Consider the following 18,914-nt stretch of genomic DNA (forward strand, 5'->3'; position numbering starts at 1 on the left):
GTAAACTGAGTGTGATTTAGACCATCGGTTTTAGATTTTTAATGGTGCATAAAATGCACCAAAATAGTGCTTAAAAATAACTTACAATTAAAACTAGTTAATTTAATATATTGAAATAAAACAAATAAAGTTAACTTTTTAAAATACTCACTGCGTTATTTATAACGCTAAACGGATATAATTAAAAGGATTTATTTAGAGTTTAAAAATCATTCAAAGTAATTATTAAATAGTAAGAAATAGTTAATAATAAAGCTGCTGTTAAAGTAAGTAACGGTGCTATACTAGATCGATTTTTAACCGCTTACGTTACAGCAAAACTAACAATTTCGATGAGATCAAACAAGCAACTTTTAATACATATATGCTTACTTTAAAGATTAGTTTTGCAGTGGTGTGTTTTAATTTCAAACAAAACAGAACACGTCCAATTTGAAAAACCAGCACATCTCACTAACCTGTTAATTTTTCATTATCATCAAAGCTAAAGGTAATGCAGCACTAGGGCATGTTGTTCTTTGGTGGTTGAATTTGCAGCAGTGTGTTTGGTATTTAAGCAAGGCAGAGTCTATGATGTGTGGTTGTTCCCCATACATAGGCGATAACGCAGCATAAATGCCAAACATGCGCTGCCCCTGGGTTCTTTCTAGGGACGATTGACTCTTTGTTGCTCGGTTTTTACTTAGCCCACTAGGTTACAAACCTCGCGCCGCGATTAAATCGCCCCTAGATTGAACAAATTTCAATCCCAAAAATCAACACGCCCTAGCGTATTTAAGATTTTTTAAATCAACCCAATCTACCTAATAGGATATTCTCTTATGCAAAAGCTAACAGATGTCGGTGAAAACTTAGTTAATGGTATAGCATCTCGTTATAACCTCAGTCACGATGCAGTAATACACATGTTAGTTAGCGTTAATAACGGCGGTTGCTCAATGGCACAGTTTAATTGCCCAGAGCTTGGTGGTTCTGGTCAATGGATGCGCGGCGGAATGACAATGGTTGGCGACATGTTTAACAACGGCTTAAAATCAACCGTTGATAACTTGTGCAACGAACTTGCTAATATATTGAGCAATAACCAAATATTTCCGGTTATTCCTGCAGGAACGCCTGGTAGCAATCAGTGGTGGCCAGGTAATCTAGGCAGCCCGTTTAGCAGTGGTGCACAAAATAATATTCGTTACGCTATATTCCCTAATCGCTTAGCCGTTGAATTAAATGGGCAAGTGAGCGTATACGACACGTTAGATCACAATATTGGTGGTGTAAGCCAACAGCAAGGCAATAATACCTCTCTTACATTTAACAGCCAGTGGGGGACGATTAATGTAAATACCCTGCCATTAATTCCAGGACAAGCGCCAACGCCTCCAGAACCACAAAAAGACTTTACACAGCAAGTAACGCAGCCCAATTTTGCATCATTAACGCCTAGCCAAATTGAAGCACCTGTTAATAATACAACGGGGCAATACTCGGTAGACGAAACACTTCAAATTATTGAAAAGTTAGCACAACTACGCGATTCAAATGCGTTGAGTGATGATGAATTTAATATTAAAAAGTCTGAACTTTTAAAAAGGATTTAACCACTATCCTCCAATAGCATAACGCTAAATAAAAGTGGTTTATACGGTCTCTTTTTTATTCGGTAACATATGAAAACATTTAAATGTAATTGCACAGAACAACTTATTTTATTTTTTGAAAGCAGCCATTGTTTTGCTTGTGGCAGAACCGTTGGTATAGATGATGAGTTCGATCAAGTTGTACCCTATGAAATTGATGAACAATCGGGTCTATTTTACAAAGCAGAAGCGCCTGAAGTTTTTTATAAAAAATGTGATAACAATGCTCAGTACCACGTTTGTAATGGTATGGTTAATTTAGATACATTTATACCCGTTGCCGATAAAGACGAAGTGCTGTGTTTTTCATGCCGCTTTAATGAAACGGTGCCCGATTTAAGCATTATCGGGCATATTCCATTGTGGAAGAAAATGGAAACGGCGAAGCGTCGCGCTTTATATACTCTAAAATCGTTATCGCTCCCCTTAAATACTATTATTCAAGAACCTGAAAGCGGATTAAGCTTCGACTTCATAACTGACCGTAACGTCAGCGATCACTTTGTAAGCCCAATTATAGGTCAAGACGTTGTATTTACAGGACACGATTGCGGGCATATCACTATAAATCTAGCCGAGGCAGACGACGTAGCACGCTCTCAAGCTAAAATAGCGATGGGTGAGCGTTACCGTACTTTACTTGGTCATTTTCGCCATGAACTTGGTCATTATTATTTTGACCAACTAATCGCAAATTCACCAAAAAAACATGCTTTATGTAAGCAATATTTTGGTGATGACGAATTAGATTATCAGCAAGCTCTCGATACTCATTACAAACAAGGCGCGCCAGCTAACTGGCATGAAACCTTTATTAGTGAATATGCTACTATGCACCCCTACGAAGATTGGGCAGAAACATGGGCGCATTACATGCACATTATCGATACGCTTGAAACGGCTAAAAACTTCTCAATTACCGGCTCTACAACTGGCAATGAATTTGAGCTAGACGAAGCAGACGAGCTTCGATTGCCACAAAGTGCTTATTACTTTAATTCACAAACATCGATTGATGCTATTTTAGATACTTGGATGGAATTTTCGATCATTCTAAATTCGCTAAATCGCAGCATGGGACTTGCCGATGCCTACCCGTTTGTATTAACTCAAGCGGTGCGTACTAAGTTATCGTTTATCCATCATGCTATCCATAACAGGCTCAATTTAATACCTGATTTGAGCATTGGAAAAGTGTAATAAAGTAAGCTCAGTCCAAAAAACATTTTAATAAAGAGCCATTTATTCTTACTATGACTTTTCATGCGTAGGTAGGTGGCTTTTTTATTATGCGCAAAGCCGCAAAAATAAGAGTCTAAAAATAGTATATCCCCCCTACTTTCTCGCTAAATCTCTATTAGCTTGTCATCGCGAGGTTATTCTTGAGTCGACTTATGATTTTTTCTTGGTAAGTACTAACTGTAGAAAACTTTTGTATTGATACAAATAAGCCAGTTAGTTTTTCGTTTGATATATCAGAGATATTAATCCCTTTATATAAAATAGGCGCATTATTTTGTCTGGTTAAATTATTCGACAGTAAAATGTTCAATTTTACTGTGCGTGCTAACTCTTCTTGATACAGAAAAAATTCTCTTAAATGTGTGCTAACAATATTGGCTGGTTTTGATCTGTCTATCATTAAAATTTCGTCAATTAGTCGGTTTAACCTGCTGCGAGATTCTATTGCTTCGTCGAGAATATCTAACCAATTAAGTTCGCTATTTGATAGTAAAGCTAAAAAATATACCGTACGTGCTTTATTGTAATTAATAAAACCAGGCCACATAACATCTTCGCTAGATACTTTAAGTGCTTTATCAAACTGCTCAGCGGCAGATTTAAGATACATACTTACTTCTTCAAGTATTGATGGTTCTATAGTGTTAATATTTTTTTGAGCCAATTCTAAGCCATCAATAGACAAAATATCTACAGAGTTCATATTTAGCGACTCTCGCAGCAAATGCATGCCTTTTTTATTGTAATACAAACCTAGGTAATTATGGTAAATGGTTTTTGTCACTGGATTACGAAGAATTGGACCTCTGACATGAAGTAAGTCTGCATGAATATTAAAATTATCATCAGCCACAAAACTTTGGTAAGACACAACAGCTTTAAATAGCTTTATTGTTTCCGTTATTTGGATTGAATTACCTTTACTTACCGAGTGCAATATTTCACAGCGCCTATCAACTTCTGACAAAATTGTATCCATACGCTTTTTATAAAGTACTTTGTTAGTTTCTGATGCATTAAAAACAGCTGGGAATAAAACAATTAGGTCGATTACATATTGCAGAGTATCGGCAAAGAGAACGGCGGTTTCTGACTCTTTTTTTAGTTTATGCTCAATAGAGTCAAAAACCTCTTTCTCTAGTGTATTTTCATCTTGGGACTTAAACTGATTAATTAACTCTGGAAGTGAGGTTACGTAATTTTCATTATCTAAAATGTTACCTTCCATTTTACTAATGTTATTTACACTATCAATTGACGTATATGTTCTAACAGTAATAAATAAAGCTAATACGGCTATACAAAAACTTACTGTTGATATGGTGAAGCTTAGTAAATCTTTACCTTCTTTTAAATCATATACCCATACAGCAAGAAAGGCTGAAAGTAGAACAAGTAATAATATTGTAAAATATAACATTTTTGATGTGCGCATATGTCTTCCAGACTTGGGTCGAGCTAACAATCTAATATTGCTGATTTATAACACGAAAAACGCAGACTTCACACGCAAACTAAGAGTTACATAAGTTATTTATTATCGAGCTGTAAAGCCTTTATTGAACAGAAATAATTAAATATTTGTATCACTTCTCCCACTTGCCCAGCGCTTGTTTGTCACTTTGTTTAAACTCAACCCAGTTTGATGAGTCTTTAAAGTGCTCTTTTTTCCAAAACGTGGCGTGGTTTTTTAAATAATCCATTATAAATTGTGCGCCTTCGAACGCGGCTTGGCGATGGCGGCTGGTCACGCCTACAAATACAATTTGCTCGCCAAGTGCTAAATAACCAACGCGATGAATAATGCATATTCGCGCCAGTTGCCAGCGAGTTTGTGCTTGCTCTGCAATAGATTGAAGAAGTTGCTCGGTCATACCAGGGTAGTGCTCAAGCTCAAGTGCAGTAACGTTATCGCCACTGCTGAACTCTCTTACCAATCCTGTAAAGGTGACAACAGCGCCATCGTTTTTATTATTACTACAAAGCGTATTGTGCTCGTCACCTACATTAAAATCATCGGTTTGTACTTGAATATGTATGCTCATTAGCCACCTGTAACCGGCGGGAAAAAGGCAAGCTCATCCCCTGCTTTCACTATTTCGTCGCTTGATGACATAGTTTGGTTAAGCGCTGCAAGTAGCTCACGCTCCTCCAGCCAAGGTTGCCAATGCGGATATTGGCTCACTAATCTTAATTTAAGTTCTGAAATAGTAAGCGGCTGCGTAATCTCAAGGCTTAATTTACTGCACTTCAAGCGCTCTTTTAGTTGCCCAAAAAACAATATCTCTACATTTTGGGCGCTAGATACAACATCGTTTGGATTAATCGCGCTGCCAACTGCCATTTTTGCCCCCTGCTTTTTGAGTAACGCGCATGCCACTGATTTCCATTAGTGGATCGGCGGCTTTACACATATCAAACAAAGTAAGGCTAGCCACAGATACCGCAGTGAGCGCTTCCATTTCGACCCCAGTTTTACCGGCAAGTTTACAGTAGCTGGTTACTTTAATTTGGCTATTTGCTTCATCAAGTTCAAAATCGACTGCTACTTTACTAAGTGCAAGGGGATGACAAAGCGGGATTAAATCAGCGCACTTTTTAGCGCCTTGAATACCCGCAATACGTGCCACGCCTAACACATCGCCCTTTTTGTTTTGATTAAGCATAACTTGCTCAAAGGCAAGCTTGCTCATGCTAATAAAGGCTTCAGCTGAGGCGTCGCGCAGAGTTACGTCTTTGAGCGACACATCAACCATATTAGCTTGGCCGTTTTCGTCAACGTGGCTTAACATACTATTGCTCACGCGATTCACACTTTTTACCAATGGTAATGTGCGGTGCAAAGTTACACGGTTTATGCATTGAGTTAAGTTGATCTTTTATAATGCCTGTCCAGGCAGTTTTACATGCGCCAGTAGAGCCCGGCATACAAAAAATAACCGTGTTATTAGCAAGTCCTGCAAGTGCACGCGATTGAATAGTTGAGTTACCAATTTCACCGTACGATATATGTCTAAATAGCTCACCAAAGCCGTCTACGCTTTTATCAAACAGCGGCGCAAATGCCTCAGGTGTTGAATCACGTTCAGTAAATCCTGTACCACCAGTCACTAAAATAGCGTGAATGGTGTCATCGGCTATCCACTGCGATGCAATAGCGCGCATTTGGTAAACATCATCTTTTACAATTTCTTTATCCGCTAAGTGATGACCTGCCTCAGTTAGCGCTTTAATTAAGTAATGACCAGAAGTATCGGTAATCGCATCGCGCGTGTCGCTTACTGTAAGCACGGCAATGTTTAAGGCTATTTGTGACTCAGTTGTGTGGCTCATAATGTTCTTCTCAATTGGTTAATGCTTTGGTCAAAATGCTCATTTACAGCTTTAAATTGCGCCGGTGTATTGGTGTTTATTAATGCATGCGCTTTATTACATAAAAGCGTTTGCACACCAATGCTTTGGGTAAACTGTTTTATTGATTTATGACTGTTTGCGTTTGTGAGTGTGTGTTTTAAATGATTTTTTACACTGCTTGTATTACGAATATACAGCGGTAGAGGTTCATTTTCAAAGTGCCAAGCATGTATTTGTGACTGATTTAATTGATTGCTCACACTTTGTACGTTATTTGACTGAGAAGCCAGCACTATTGCGCTTAACAAACTACTCGTAAGTAGAGGCATATCTACCGCAGTAATAAGTAAATCGTACTCGGTGGCTATTAATGTTGAGTAAATACCGCCAAGGGGTCCACTATTGGGGTATATATCTTTAACGTACTTTTCTGAAGGATAATCGCTCGGCGAATAATGGCTCGATGACTTGAGCGGATTTATAACATTGCGGCTTATTAGTATGTTTTTAGCACCTGCGTCTTTTAATAAATCACACGCATTGTGTAATAGCGTTTTATTTTTTAAAACTAAATCGGCTTTGTCTGTGCCCATTCTTGATGACTTACCACCAGCAAGCACAACGCCTGTAAAATCTCGCTTAACTTTCATATTAGATTTTATATTAACTTCTATATGAGTATTCACATCAGCTCCCATATTAACCACCTAACATGGCTAAGTGAGTTGTCGCACCTGTTAAGCGTTTATCTAGCTCATGGCTTATTTCTTTATTGCCCATAGCAGCTTGAATTGCCTTTACGGTCGCTGCAGTATCGTCCTCATTTAGTAGTTCGCGTAAATCTATACCTTGCTCTGCAAATAAACATAAGTGTAATTTACCCAGCGCCGACACCCTTAAGCGATTACAACTTTTACAAAAGTCTTTACTGTAAGGCATTATTAAACCAATACGACCATCGTAATCAGGATGACAAAATTCCTCGGCGGGTCCGTTTAGTTTCCCCCTCACAACTTGTAACCAACCTTGGTCGAGTAATTGGGCTTTAACTGTTTGTCCACTTAAGTGGTTTTCTTCAAAAAAGGTTGCGCCGTCACCTGTTTCCATTAGTTCTATAAAGCGCACCGTAACTCTGTGCTGTTTTACCCACGCTAAAAAATCCTTCAATTGGTTTTTATTAAACTGCTTGGCAAGCACCGCATTTATTTTTATATCTTTTATTCCCAGCTCTACCGCGCGTTCAATTCCTTTTAAAATAAGGTTAAGTTTGTCGTGCCCTGTTATGAGTTTAAACATACTCGGATTTAAACTATCAATACTGACGTTGAGCGCATCAAGCCCTGCTTCTGCAAATTCATCAATTTTCTTTAATAAATTAAAGCCGTTGGTAGTAATGGCTACTTTTTCTATGCCGGGCGTGTTTTTACAAAGCTTTATAATATCGGTTACGTCGTTTCGTAAGCATGGTTCGCCACCTGTAATACGCACTTTTTTAGTACCTAGTTCTGCAAACGCATTTACAAGCGTGCTAATTTCATTTTTATTTAAAAAATTACGCGGCGTATCGCACTGATACCCGTTTGGTAAACAATAACTACAACTAAAATTACATACATCGGTTATTGAGAGGCGCAAATAGTTAAACTGCCGACCAAATTGATCATTAAGCATATGCTTCCTTTTTTCTTTACATTACAACAGCAACATCAATGCTGCTAGAACCTGCTTTGTAATGTTGTTTTATTAATTGGCTTAATTGCGTTTTACACGAACCGCAGTTCGTTCCACATTTAAGTTCAGACCCCAATTGCTCGACTGTGTTTGCACCGTTTTTAATGGCGTTTATAATTGGTTGCTCTCTTACTTTAAAGCAGCTACACACTTGCATACCTTGGGTAAATTCTTCATCTGGAGTTGCATAAAGCAAAGACTGTAACTGTGTAAACGTCAGTAATGGCTCTGCAAACAAATGGTTTATCCACTCAAGTGATATTTCTTTTTGCTCATTAGATATAACACCAACAAACGCTAATTGATTGTTTTGAATACACTGCACATGCATGGCTTTTGCCGTATTCATAGCCGACCACTGCCCTTGCAAACCAGTTAAGGTTTGGCAGTAATACAGTAAATCACTTTGTGGTTCATTAAGCGCCAACTGATAATTAAAGCAATTACTTGCATTAACTTTGAGCCAAAAATCACTGTTTATAACAAGTTCGGTTTTAGCAAACAGCTGCATATATTGCACATAGGGTGCTTTAACTATATTAACAGCGCCGTGTTTACACTCAGCCTGACCAGATAGTGGGTCAACTACCGATTGATACAGCCCGCTTACTGTTGCTGATGACGCGAATTGCTTGTTCCAATGAATAGGCATAAAGCATTCACCTTTTCGCACGCCATCGGTTACTTTTGCATGCGCAGTAACCTGCCCTGTTTGGGCAATTGCACTAATTAAATCGTTTTGTTTAATTGTTAATTTTTTTGCATCAAGCGGATTAATTTCAATATACGGGCGTGTAATATGCGATGAAAGCGCAGTACTTTTACCGGTGCGGCTCATGGTATGCCATTGGTCGCGTATACGCCCTGAGTTCATTACAAACGGATAATCACTTGATGTTTTTTGCACCGGTAATTGCGGCGTTATGGGTATAAAGCGTGCTTTTTTATCAGCGGTGCTAAATTGGTTATCTATAAAAACTTGACCATTTTTATAAGACTGATTTTTAACAACCGGCCACATAATGGGTTTTAAATTATCGTACTGGCTTTTTGTGAGCCCAACTAAACCAGAAAGATTTAGTAATCGGCTGCCGTTATTTTCAAAGCCGGTTAATTGTGCCCATTCTTCAAAAATGCCACTTGGGTCTATAAAATCAAATCCTTCAAAGCCCATTTTTTTAGCAACGTCGCACATAATTTGCCAATCGTTTTTAGCACCCGAATAAGGCGCTACTAACGGTCGTTGCCTTGATATTCTGCGTTCTGAATTAGTCACAGTGCCGTTTTTTTCACCCCATCCAGTTGATGGAAAAGCAACATCGGCAAATTTTAATGTATCACTTTTTGCAATACAGTCAGATACAACCACCAGCTCACAGGTCTCTAATGCCTTTTTAATAGCGGCGTTATTGGGCAAGCTCACCATTGGGTTTGTTGCCATTATCCACACTGCTTTTATTTTGCCTGCGGCTATTTCATCAAACATATCAATGGCATTGCTGCCTGCTTTTTTAGCGATCGTTGGCGAGAGCCAAAAACGTTGCACAAGTGATTGATGCGCTTCGTTTTCAATATCTAAATGCGCCGCTAACTGATTAGCCAAACCACCTACTTCGCGCCCGCCCATCGCATTGGGCTGCCCAGTAATTGAAAACGGACCGCTACCTGGCTTAAGTAATTTACCTGAGGCTAAATGCGCATTAATAATGGCGTTGCATTTATCTACACCCGAGCTTGATTGATTTATACCCATTGAGTAAAAGCTAATCGCACTTCGGCTTTTAGCAAATAGCGTGTAAAACTCAGTGACTTGCTCAATTGCTATATCGCAAAAGTCGCTAACTGCCTCGCAGCTCCATTTTTGTGTCTCTTGCAGTGCGCTTTCAAAGCCGTTTGTGTGCTGAGCAATAAATTGCGTATCGAGGTGGTTATGCTCATTTAAATAATTAAGTAAGCCGTTATAAAGTGCGGCGTCACTGCCTGGTTTTATATTTAAAAATGTGTCGGCAAGCTCAGCTGTGTCGGTTTTACGCGGATCAATAACCACCACTTTCATATTTGGGTTAAGCTGCTTTGCACGTTCCATTCGCTGATACAAAACCGGATGAGTCCACGCGGCATTAGAGCCAATTAAAATAAGCAGCTCAGCTTGCTCTAAATCCTCGTAAGTACACGGCACTACGTCTTCACCAAAAGCGCGTTTATAACCTGCCACAGCAGATGACATACACAGGCGCGAATTTGTATCAATATTGCCTGAGCCTATGTAGCCTTTCATTAATTTATTAGCGATGTAGTAATCTTCTGTAAGCAGTTGCCCCGATACATAAAATGCCACAGCATCGGGTCCGTGCTTTTGTATTATGTCGTTAAATTTATTGGCAACATGGTCGGTGGCTTCATCCCACGTAACGGCTTGGTTATTAATCAGAGGCGACGTTAAGCGATTATCACTGCCTGTCGTGTCGAGCAAGTGGGTGCCTTTTACACATAAACGACCAAAGTTTGCGGGGTGCTCTCGCATGCCTTCAAGCTTGGTTGGCACATTATTAAAAAGTGAAATATCAACACCACACCCTACACCACAGTAAGCACATGTTGTTTGTTTTAAACTGGTTTTATTTATAGTTGGTGACGTGTTTGCGGTTGTCATGCTACTGCTCTCTTTTAGTGTGCTTTAATTAGTACGTTTTAATTTATGCAGGTTGCTTTACAGGCTCATTAAGGGTAACTACGTTAATGGTGTTACTAGCTTTTGCGAGTGCGCTGTTTATTACGTTTTGAACGAGTTTTTCACACCCTCCACAACCTGTACTGGCTTTGGTGCTTTGCTGCACACTTGCTAGGTCTATAAAGCCTTTAGCGACTGTTTGTTCAATGGTGTGTTTAGTTACTTTATGACAAGCGCAAATAATAGCGTCATCAGGCAAGTCATCGGCGCTTAGCTCTGCTATGTCGCCAGCAAGGGGCATAATGAGCGCTTCGGGGGCGGTGGTAAGTTCAATGTCGTTTAAATGATATTGCAGTAAATTATCGTAATCACTAGTATCGCCAACAAGTACGGCGCCAATCAGCTTATTACTTTGTGAATTAGTGACTACTTTTTTATAAATACCATTGGGTTGATCTTCAAAATAATAGCTTATTGCGCCTTCGCTTCTTGCATGCGCATCGCCAATAGAGCCTACTTCAACACCCATTAATTTAAGCTTGGTGCTCATATCGGCACCGCTAAATTCATCGGCTTTATTGTCTAAGCCAGTACTTTGCAAAGTACCTTGCTGTGTATCTTGTAAAATATGCCCAACGGCTATTTTAGCCATGGCGTAACCGGGTGCCACTAAGCCAAAAATAAAATTATTCCATAGTGCACATTCGCCGATAGCGTATATGTTTTTATCACTCGTTTGGCAGTGGTTATTAATTACAATACCGCCGCGCTCACCTATATCTAAACTAAACTCGCGGGCTAAATTATCATAAGGGCGAATACCCGCAGAAAATACAATCATGTCGGTTTCAAGGGTTTTACCGCCTTTAAAACACATTTTGTAACGGCAACTTTCACCTTCTACTATTTCCTCAGTTGCTACCGATGTATGCACAGTAACGCCCAAATCTGTAATTTTGCTTTTCAACAACCGACCGCCACCCGCATCAACTTGTACGCCCATAAGTTGCGGTGCAAATTCTATTACGTGAGTGTGTAAACCCAGTTGCTTTAATGCGTTTGCAGCCTCAAGCCCCAGTAAACCGCCACCAATTACCACGCCTACTTTACTACCGTGGGCTGAGTTTTTTATTGCGTGTAAATCGTTAATGGTGCGATAAACAAGGCAATGCTCACGATCTTTACCCGGTATAGGAGGTACAAATGGAAATGAACCTGTAGCAAGCACCAGTTTGTCGTATTCAAACAACTCCCCTTTAGCGGTTGTTACTGTTTGCGCATCACGATTTATATCAACCACTTTAGAATGAGTATGAAAGCACACTTGCCAATCGTCATAGGTTTTACTGCATGTAAGTGCGAGGTCGTCTGCGGTTTTACCTTTAAAAAAGGAAGATAGTTGCACTCGGTCATACGCTAAACGGTCTTCACCGCTCAGTACCGTAATTTCAAATTGTTCATCAGCTTGATTTTGAGAAACTAGCTGCTGCACAAAATGATGCCCCACCATTCCGTTTCCTACCACTACAACACGCTGCTTGCTTAGCATTTACCCACCTCAAAGTGATATCTACTTTAGTAATTGACTAAAATTGAAATCGAATAATTTGTTATAGGATTGTTATAGCAATATGCAAGCCAAATATATAAGCATTTAATATCAGTAAGTTGCCTACTTTGGTGCAGAGGTGGAAAGCGTAAATCCCCACAAGATGGTGCAATTGCACCATCTTGTGTCGCTATAAATTACAAGAGGATATTAGAAGATAGTGAGGGTTAAAATTTAGCACTCATCCATACCCATAATTTTTGAGTATCGACTTTATTAGCAGCAGTATCCCCCGCTGAGTAATCGGCGTATTTAAAACCCACTGCGTATTGTTTGTTAATAGGTTTAACGTATTGTACGTTTAGCTCACTGCCTAAATCGTCAACCCCATTTGATTGCTCATTGGCATCAAAACGGTGATAAGCCACCAGCCATTTTCCGTCAAACGCTTTACCGTTTAAACTAATATAAGTGTCGTCCAAGCCTTGTGATGGTGTATTTAAAAACGTATCTGCCCAACCATTAAATTTATGTAACGTGGCAAGTGGTGTTGCAAACCCGTAATCGCCATTATCAGAGCCAAGTGACTCTATGCCGACTTTTAATGTTACTGTTTTTATACCCAACCCATTTAAATCCACAGCGCCTTCAAGTGCATAATAGTCTGCATCAAAATCGTTCACGCTTGTTGAGGCAGACTGCGTTGCATATTCCGCTTTGTAATAAAATTTTATGTCGTTTAGAGTTTTATTACCGTTAAAAGAAACGCCATAAGTGTCTAAACTGTCATCTTGTATAGCATCGTCACTTAATAAATAACTGTATAAAACCACTTTACCGTAGTCGGTTTTAAAGCTTGCATTAATTAGATGATCGGACGACTCAATGTCTTTATCGTCAGCAAATATGCGGTTACGCTTATTTAAATAACTGTATTGTAAATCTATGTTATTAAATGCGTAATTAACGGTTGCTGCATCAAAGGTTTGCCTGTCTTGGCGCCAACCTACGTGCCCAACAAAACGCTGCCCATCAAGTGCTATTACTTGGCGCCCTACTTTTAGCGATAAACCATCGCGTACATATTTAACAAAGCCTTGGTCAATCTCAGTGTTTTCTGGGTCTGCAATAACAGAGTAATTAGTATTTTTACCCAGCGTATTGTTGTAATCATCTACGCCCAATAGGCTGCGAATGTCTTCTACTTCAATAAGGGCTGAAAAACCATTCACCTCATCTGTTTGATGCGTTAAGCGGGTTCTAAGTGTCAAGCCACTTGCATCTTTTAAAACATTGTCTTGATCAGCGCTTTCAAAACGCAGTCTAAAATCAAGATCAGTTTGCGAAGCTTGGCTTATTGAAGGCGCAGTGAAGCAACCCAGTATAAAAATAATAGGTAAGTTGTTCTTATAGTTAAGCATTTTGGTTCTCTAAGTTTTAATTATTAATACACATACCAAAGCAATAAATAAACACAGCGAAATACATTTCCAGACCATCACTGGATCGCGTTTTAGTATTGAGCTTTTATTAGCGGTACTTTCTAAATAAGGGTTAGGTTTATTGATATCGTTTATAAACTCAGAAAAAGCTTGGTATCTGAGCTCAGGTTTAGGGGCAAGCGCCTTCATAAGGGCTTGATCTAACCAAAACGGAATATCGGCTCTGTATTTACGAATACTTGTGTAGTGCCAATGGCTATAATCTTTTGGCGCTACGTGGTTAAGTGGCAGTGGTTTGTAAGGTAATTTTGAGCACAATAACTCGTATGCAATAACGCCAAGTGAAAACAAATCACTCTTAAAATCGGCGTGCATAGTAATAAGTGTTTCGGGCGCGGTGTAGTCGGCTGTGCCTTGCGGGCAATCATCCGCAATTTGTTTAACCGACTCGTCCATAGCCGCAACACTTACTGTGCCGTAATCAATGAGCGTTACTTTTCCGTGCGCATCTATCATTACGTTATCGAGTTTTAAATCACGATGTACCATATCGAGTCGCTGAAACGCCCTTAGTGCATGTACTATTTGTTCAATAATACTGCGTACTTGGGTTATTTCTGGGTGCGGCACGTCGTGCTTCCAATCACTCAGTGTTTGCCCGTCCATGTACTCACAAATATGATATAAAAAACGACTTTGCGATTGCGTACTCAGTACTTTCATCACGTTAAGGTGGTTTATGCGTTGTCCAACCCAGCCTTCTCTTATAAAGCCTTGAAGGTAGTGCACATCGTCTTCAAAATTAACCGAAGGTGCTTTTAAAACCACTGGCGGTATATCGGGCGCTTGTTGCACTAAATAAATATGCGAGCGACTACTGGCATGCAATTTACGAATAACCGTGTAGTCATCAATTTTTTGCCCAACATTAAGCGCTGGTGGAATTTTGCGACGAGTTAGCGAATGATAAAGCTCATCTAGTTTTTGCTCAGCAATGTTTTCTACTTTTACCAGCAAACAACTTACGTTGTCGTCACTGCCTCGCGCTAATGCAAGTTCGGTAATTGCTTTAGCTGCATTTTCTAAATTAGTGTGCTCATTAATTAATTTAGCTATATCACTACTTGGGAGCACATCGTGTACGCCATCGCAGGTTAATATATAAATATCGTCTGCTTTTAGGTCAACTTCGTATACATCTATTTCTTGATGAAGTTGCGCGCCAAGTGCACGTGTTAGCGTATCGTTTACTTTGTGATCCCGTGTTATCGCCTCTATTTTAGTCCCGCGTAGGCGGGTGATTCGCGTATCACCTAAGTGAAATATATAACCCGTTGCCGACTTTAAAATAAGCGCTGTAAAAGTCGTCATCCAATCAGCTTGGCGCTGACCTAAGTGATTGTAATTAACCGATTGCGAATACAGCCACTGATTTAAACTTGCTAGCACCTTCGACACTGACTTTTTAACAGCCCAACTTTCGGGGGTATTTAAATACTCATTTATAAAATGAGTAACCGAAAGTTGAGACGCTTGTTTAGCATTTTTTGCTGATGAACACCCATCGGCTAAGCAGGCAATGACGCCTTTAGACTCTTTTTCTTGCGCTTTGGTATTAAGAGCAGCAAACGCATCTTGGTTTTCTGCTTTTAACCCTTTAGCGCTGTGCCCGCCAAATGAAACGTTGAGTTCATTTTTTAACGCTTTAGCTTGGTGTGTTTCATCAAACATAGTCAATAATGCCTTAAGTCACTGAAATAAGTTCAACGGTGCCGTCTTCATTTACTTCGGTAATATGGCCATCTGGTTCTTTCATAAAAAACAGTGCAGCTAGACCAAGTAATGCACTACCCGCAATAATGAAAAAGAAAGTTTTATAATCAACAAGTGACAATGCCGTTAAGTAAACTACCGCACCAACATTACCGTATGCGCCTGTCATACCTGCAATTTGACCAGTTAAACGACGCTTAATTAGCGGTACTGCCGCAAATACGGCGCCTTCACCGGCTTGCACAAAGAACGAACATGCCATAGCAGCTACTACAGCAAGCCATAAAGGCCACGATGCATCAACCAAGCCCATTACAAAATAACCAACAGCAAGACCCATCGTAAGTACGATAAGTGTTATACGACGACCTAATTTATCTGAAATCCAACCACCACCTGGGCGAGATGCCAAGTTCATGAATGCGTAAGCAGAGGCTAAAATACCCGCGTACACCATATCAAGCGCAAACACATCCATAAAAAACAGCGGCAACATAGAGACAACCGCAAGCTCAGAACCAAAAGTTGTAAAATATAAAATATTTAAAACAGCTACTTGTTTAAACTCATAACGATGCGACTCAGGTACTGGCTCTTTAAAAATATGACCATTTACGTCAAAGGTTTTATATACTTCGTAAATATAAAGTAGGACTAAAAAAGCATACACAGCAAGCACAAAATTAGCCGAAATTAAATTAGCACCGGTTGGCGAAAGCTTCCAAGTAAGTAATGCTAATGCGCCGTACATAGGAATTTTCATAATAAGCAGTAATACAAAGTCGCCTTTACTGGTAACCTCCATTGCGCCTACTTTTTTAGGCTTAAAGTATGTACCGCCTTTTGGCGTATCGGTTACATTTAAGTACCAAATAACACCAAATATAACGCTTAATACACCGGTTAAACCTACTGCGTAACGCCAACCATCTTCGCCACCAAACATTAGTGCAATAATTGGCAATAACATAGCCGCTGCTGCTGAGCCAAAGTTACCCCAACCGCCATAAATACCTTCTGCTATACCCAGCTCGTTAGCAGGAAACCATTCACTCACCATTCGAATGCCCACAACAAAGCCAGCACCAATAAAGCCTAAAGCAAAACGCGCTATTGCTGCTTGCTCAAATGTAGTTGCCATAGCAAACATAAAACATGGAATACTACAGCTAATAAGTAGTGCCGCGTAAACAATACGGGGACCAAATTTATCGGTTAGCATACCCACCACAACACGCGCTGGAATAGTTAACGCTACATTTAAAATTAGTAATGTTTTAACCTGTGCCATGGTAATACCAAGTGAACCCGCTATGGCACCTAATAAAGGAGCATGGTTAAACCATACAAAAAATGACACAAAAAAGACCATCCAACTCAGATGTAATACTTTCATTTTTCCGCTAAACGATATTAGGTTAAACCCAGAACTCGGTTGCATGTTTATTTTCCTCGTAAACGTATTATTGTTTTATTAATGCCCCACCCTTTTATATGAGTAGCAGCCCAATTTTTGTTAAATTTAAGTTAACCCGATATAGCAATTACTGAGCCACTAATTAAAAACTATAAATTTCATGTAGTTACATGCAACAGTTGTTTTTATACGTTATAGTTGCACTATATGAGTGAAGGGCTCTGGGTTGTTAGAGTGCAAATAAAAAGCGTTACTACTTGCTCTTGGATTTAACAACTTGGTATTGTTCAAAAAAAGTATGAGAAGTTTGAAAATGCAAAAAACACCGCTAACTTACCAGCAGCAACTGCGCTATTCACGGCACATTATGCTCCCGCAGCTTGATATAGACGGACAAGAGCGACTATGGCAATCGCATGCTTTAATTATTGGTGTGGGTGGGCTTGGTTGCGCGGTAGGTCAATACTTAGCGGCATCTGGCGTTGGCACGCTTACCTTAGTTGATAACGATGAAATAGACGTGACCAACCTGCAAAGGCAAATACTGTATAAAGAAAGCGACATTGGTAGCTCAAAATGCAGTGCTGCTAAAAAACAGCTTAACGCGCTTAATAGTGAAATAAACATAAATACTATTGAGGCATTTTTTGATACAAATACCTCTCCAGAGCAGCTATTTAATAACATTGATATAGTAATTGATTGCTCAGATAACCTAGCAACGCGTAATGCACTTAATAGCGCCTGTTTTAAAGCTAAAGTTCCGCTAGTGTCAGGCTCTGCAATACGAATGGAAGGACAAGTCGCGTGTTTTACTATGGATGGAAACAGCCACTGTTATGGTTGTTTATCGCAATTTTTTAGTGAACAAACACAAAGCTGCTCTGAATCCGGCGTGCTTTCCCCAATTGTGGGGCTAATAGGCAGTATTCAGGCTACTGAAGCGCTAAAAATGCTTGCTGGTTTGCCAAGTGGCTTAGACAAACACTTATTGCTGGTGGATGGTTTAAGCATGGAGTTTAATCGTTTTAAAATACCTAAAAACAGTCAATGTGCGGTGTGCAGCATTTAGTTATTCTAGATTACTGATTGTTGTATAAAGCACATCGCCCACTTTAAAGTTGTTTTTGTCCCACACTCGTCTTGAAGCCAAGCAATACAAAGTTTGCCCATCTACATTAAGCGTTAACTGCCACTTGTTGTTAATAAGCTCAGCCTGAGTTAATACCGACTTTAAAACATTACTGTGCGTTGTTTGCTCAGGCTTTAACGCACTAAGCGACATTTGCTCACTTTCTATAATTAGCTTATTACTGCTATCTACAAGTGCAGGAAGCACAAAAAGCGGCTGCTCACTTTGCTGTAATTGCAGTTGATATAGCCCGTAGTCTTCATCAAATTTAACAACATCGTAATTAATTAAGCTCAGCGGTGTTTGCCTATCGTTTGCATAAATAGCTTTTGCAACGTGTGCACTTGCACCTTGGTTTATCACCTTACCTTTATCAAGCTGAATAAGGGTATCGCAGCAAAATAGCAGCTCTTTTAATGAGTGACTTACTATTATAAATTTAATATTAAACTTAACAGCAATCTCGCTAAGTTTAGTGAGTGTTTTAAAACGCAATGACCAATCAAGCGCGCTAAAAGGCTCATCAAGCATTATAAATTTTTGACTAGCAAGCAAAGTGCGTGCAAATACTACACGTTGGCGTTCGCCGCCCGATAAGCTTTGTACATCACGGTTTAGTAAGTCTTGTAATTCAAGTGTTTTAACAACGTATTCTAGCGTTAAGCTTGTTTGCTTATTCCCGCAGTGTTTTTGTGTAAACGCTAAATTACCTGCCACATCTAAATGAGGAAACAACGGGCACGATTGCAACTGAAGCGTAATACCGCGTTTATCGCTTGGCAGCTCATGCACTGGTTGATTGTTTACATAAACACTTTTTGCAGGCTCTAAACCGCTAATACAACGCAGTAATGTTGACTTACCCGAGCCAGAAGGCCCGTAAACACCGAGTACATTAAACGACTCAAGATCAAGGTTTATATCTAAATCAAAATTATTGAGTGCTTTAAAAAGGCTTAACTTAATCAT

The 18,914-nt window shown here is 39.5% G+C and carries 16 protein-coding genes; 3 read left to right on the top strand and 13 right to left on the bottom strand.

Annotated elements, in window-relative coordinates:
- Positions 1–821: 821 nt before the first annotated feature.
- Both WNY98_RS08935 and WNY98_RS08940 read left to right on the top strand, forming a co-directional pair.
- Positions 822–1,595, top strand: a complete 774-nt coding sequence (locus WNY98_RS08935; protein ID WP_342877686.1) for an SHOCT domain-containing protein — start codon at positions 822–824, stop codon at positions 1,593–1,595.
- Between the two features lie 69 nt (positions 1,596–1,664).
- Positions 1,665–2,834: a putative zinc-binding metallopeptidase gene (locus tag WNY98_RS08940; protein ID WP_342877687.1), complete on the top strand. Its 1,170-nt coding sequence runs from the start codon at positions 1,665–1,667 to the stop codon at positions 2,832–2,834.
- A 157-nt stretch (positions 2,835–2,991) separates the two neighbouring features.
- Here the strand turns inward: WNY98_RS08940 and WNY98_RS08945 are convergent, their stop codons facing one another.
- From WNY98_RS08945 to WNY98_RS09000, 12 genes are all read right to left on the bottom strand, one after another.
- Positions 2,992–4,311, bottom strand: a complete 1,320-nt coding sequence (locus WNY98_RS08945; RefSeq protein WP_342877688.1) for a hypothetical protein — start codon at positions 4,309–4,311, stop codon at positions 2,992–2,994.
- A gap of 151 nt (positions 4,312–4,462) precedes the next feature.
- On the bottom strand, positions 4,463–4,921 hold the full coding sequence (moaE, locus tag WNY98_RS08950; protein ID WP_342877689.1) for a molybdopterin synthase catalytic subunit MoaE: 459 nt from the start codon (positions 4,919–4,921) through the stop codon (positions 4,463–4,465).
- Positions 4,921–5,220 carry a MoaD/ThiS family protein gene (locus WNY98_RS08955; RefSeq protein ID WP_342877690.1) on the bottom strand — a complete coding sequence of 100 codons (300 nt, stop codon included), beginning with the start codon at positions 5,218–5,220 and terminating at the stop codon, positions 4,921–4,923. The genes moaE and WNY98_RS08955 overlap by 1 nt, the downstream gene beginning before the upstream one ends.
- Complete coding sequence (moaC, locus tag WNY98_RS08960) at positions 5,198–5,668, bottom strand: cyclic pyranopterin monophosphate synthase MoaC (protein WP_076925901.1); 471 nt, start codon at positions 5,666–5,668, stop codon at positions 5,198–5,200. Before moaC ends, WNY98_RS08955 begins: the two co-directional genes overlap by 23 nt.
- 1 nt (position 5,669) lies before the next feature.
- Positions 5,670–6,209, bottom strand: coding sequence for a molybdenum cofactor biosynthesis protein B (gene moaB, locus WNY98_RS08965; RefSeq protein ID WP_076925902.1), 540 nt, complete (start codon positions 6,207–6,209; stop codon positions 5,670–5,672).
- Positions 6,206–6,880 (bottom strand): molybdenum cofactor guanylyltransferase, encoded by a 675-nt coding sequence (locus tag WNY98_RS08970; RefSeq protein ID WP_342877718.1) that lies wholly within the window; start codon positions 6,878–6,880, stop codon positions 6,206–6,208. The genes moaB and WNY98_RS08970 overlap by 4 nt, the downstream gene beginning before the upstream one ends.
- A gap of 49 nt (positions 6,881–6,929) precedes the next feature.
- Positions 6,930–7,901, bottom strand: a complete 972-nt coding sequence (gene moaA, locus WNY98_RS08975; RefSeq protein ID WP_342877691.1) for a GTP 3',8-cyclase MoaA — start codon at positions 7,899–7,901, stop codon at positions 6,930–6,932.
- 16 nt (positions 7,902–7,917) lie between these two features.
- Complete coding sequence (locus WNY98_RS08980) at positions 7,918–10,614, bottom strand: nitrate reductase (RefSeq protein WP_342877692.1); 2,697 nt, start codon at positions 10,612–10,614, stop codon at positions 7,918–7,920.
- Positions 10,615–10,657: 43 nt separating this feature from the next.
- Positions 10,658–12,181, bottom strand: coding sequence for an FAD-dependent oxidoreductase (locus WNY98_RS08985; protein WP_342877693.1), 1,524 nt, complete (start codon positions 12,179–12,181; stop codon positions 10,658–10,660).
- A gap of 227 nt (positions 12,182–12,408) precedes the next feature.
- On the bottom strand, positions 12,409–13,602 hold the full coding sequence (locus WNY98_RS08990) for an alginate export family protein (protein WP_342877694.1): 1,194 nt from the start codon (positions 13,600–13,602) through the stop codon (positions 12,409–12,411).
- 9 nt (positions 13,603–13,611) lie between these two features.
- Positions 13,612–15,354 (bottom strand): bifunctional protein-serine/threonine kinase/phosphatase, encoded by a 1,743-nt coding sequence (locus tag WNY98_RS08995; protein ID WP_342877695.1) that lies wholly within the window; start codon positions 15,352–15,354, stop codon positions 13,612–13,614.
- 13 nt (positions 15,355–15,367) lie between these two features.
- Entirely contained in the window at positions 15,368–16,837 is a 1,470-nt protein-coding gene (locus tag WNY98_RS09000; RefSeq protein ID WP_342877696.1) for a NarK family nitrate/nitrite MFS transporter, read from the bottom strand.
- Between the two features lie 289 nt (positions 16,838–17,126).
- On the opposite strand from WNY98_RS09000, the gene moeB reads away from it, so the two are divergent.
- A complete protein-coding gene (gene moeB / locus WNY98_RS09005; RefSeq protein WP_342877697.1) occupies positions 17,127–17,885 on the top strand; it encodes a molybdopterin-synthase adenylyltransferase MoeB in 759 nt (252 codons plus the stop codon).
- Here the strand turns inward: moeB and WNY98_RS09010 are convergent, their stop codons facing one another.
- Entirely contained in the window at positions 17,886–18,914 is a 1,029-nt protein-coding gene (locus WNY98_RS09010) for an ATP-binding cassette domain-containing protein (protein ID WP_342877698.1), read from the bottom strand.

The organism is Pseudoalteromonas sp. AS71 (assembly GCF_038900275.1).
In the GTDB taxonomy this organism is placed as follows: domain Bacteria; phylum Pseudomonadota; class Gammaproteobacteria; order Enterobacterales; family Alteromonadaceae; genus Pseudoalteromonas.

What these genes read in the sequence shown, in the direction of transcription:
- moaA (WP_342877691.1), bottom strand. Translation starts at nt 7,901, where the DNA reads ATGCTTAATGATCAATTTGGTCGGCAGTTTAACTATTTGCGCCTCTCA.
- moeB (WP_342877697.1), top strand. Translation starts at nt 17,127, where the DNA reads ATGCAAAAAACACCGCTAACTTACCAGCAGCAACTGCGCTATTCACGG.
- WNY98_RS08990 (WP_342877694.1), bottom strand. Translation starts at nt 13,602, where the DNA reads ATGCTTAACTATAAGAACAACTTACCTATTATTTTTATACTGGGTTGC.
- moaE (WP_342877689.1), bottom strand. Translation starts at nt 4,921, where the DNA reads ATGAGCATACATATTCAAGTACAAACCGATGATTTTAATGTAGGTGAC.
- WNY98_RS08955 (WP_342877690.1), bottom strand. Translation starts at nt 5,220, where the DNA reads ATGGCAGTTGGCAGCGCGATTAATCCAAACGATGTTGTATCTAGCGCC.
- WNY98_RS09000 (WP_342877696.1), bottom strand. Translation starts at nt 16,837, where the DNA reads ATGCAACCGAGTTCTGGGTTTAACCTAATATCGTTTAGCGGAAAAATG.
- moaB (WP_076925902.1), bottom strand. Translation starts at nt 6,209, where the DNA reads ATGAGCCACACAACTGAGTCACAAATAGCCTTAAACATTGCCGTGCTT.
- WNY98_RS08995 (WP_342877695.1), bottom strand. Translation starts at nt 15,354, where the DNA reads ATGTTTGATGAAACACACCAAGCTAAAGCGTTAAAAAATGAACTCAAC.
- WNY98_RS08970 (WP_342877718.1), bottom strand. Translation starts at nt 6,880, where the DNA reads ATGAAAGTTAAGCGAGATTTTACAGGCGTTGTGCTTGCTGGTGGTAAG.
- WNY98_RS08980 (WP_342877692.1), bottom strand. Translation starts at nt 10,614, where the DNA reads ATGACAACCGCAAACACGTCACCAACTATAAATAAAACCAGTTTAAAA.
- WNY98_RS08985 (WP_342877693.1), bottom strand. Translation starts at nt 12,181, where the DNA reads ATGCTAAGCAAGCAGCGTGTTGTAGTGGTAGGAAACGGAATGGTGGGG.
- WNY98_RS08935 (WP_342877686.1), top strand. Translation starts at nt 822, where the DNA reads ATGCAAAAGCTAACAGATGTCGGTGAAAACTTAGTTAATGGTATAGCA.
- WNY98_RS08945 (WP_342877688.1), bottom strand. Translation starts at nt 4,311, where the DNA reads ATGCGCACATCAAAAATGTTATATTTTACAATATTATTACTTGTTCTA.
- WNY98_RS09010 (WP_342877698.1), bottom strand. Translation starts at nt 18,914, where the DNA reads ATGATTAAGTTAAGCCTTTTTAAAGCACTCAATAATTTTGATTTAGAT.
- WNY98_RS08940 (WP_342877687.1), top strand. Translation starts at nt 1,665, where the DNA reads ATGAAAACATTTAAATGTAATTGCACAGAACAACTTATTTTATTTTTT.
- moaC (WP_076925901.1), bottom strand. Translation starts at nt 5,668, where the DNA reads ATGTTAAGCCACGTTGACGAAAACGGCCAAGCTAATATGGTTGATGTG.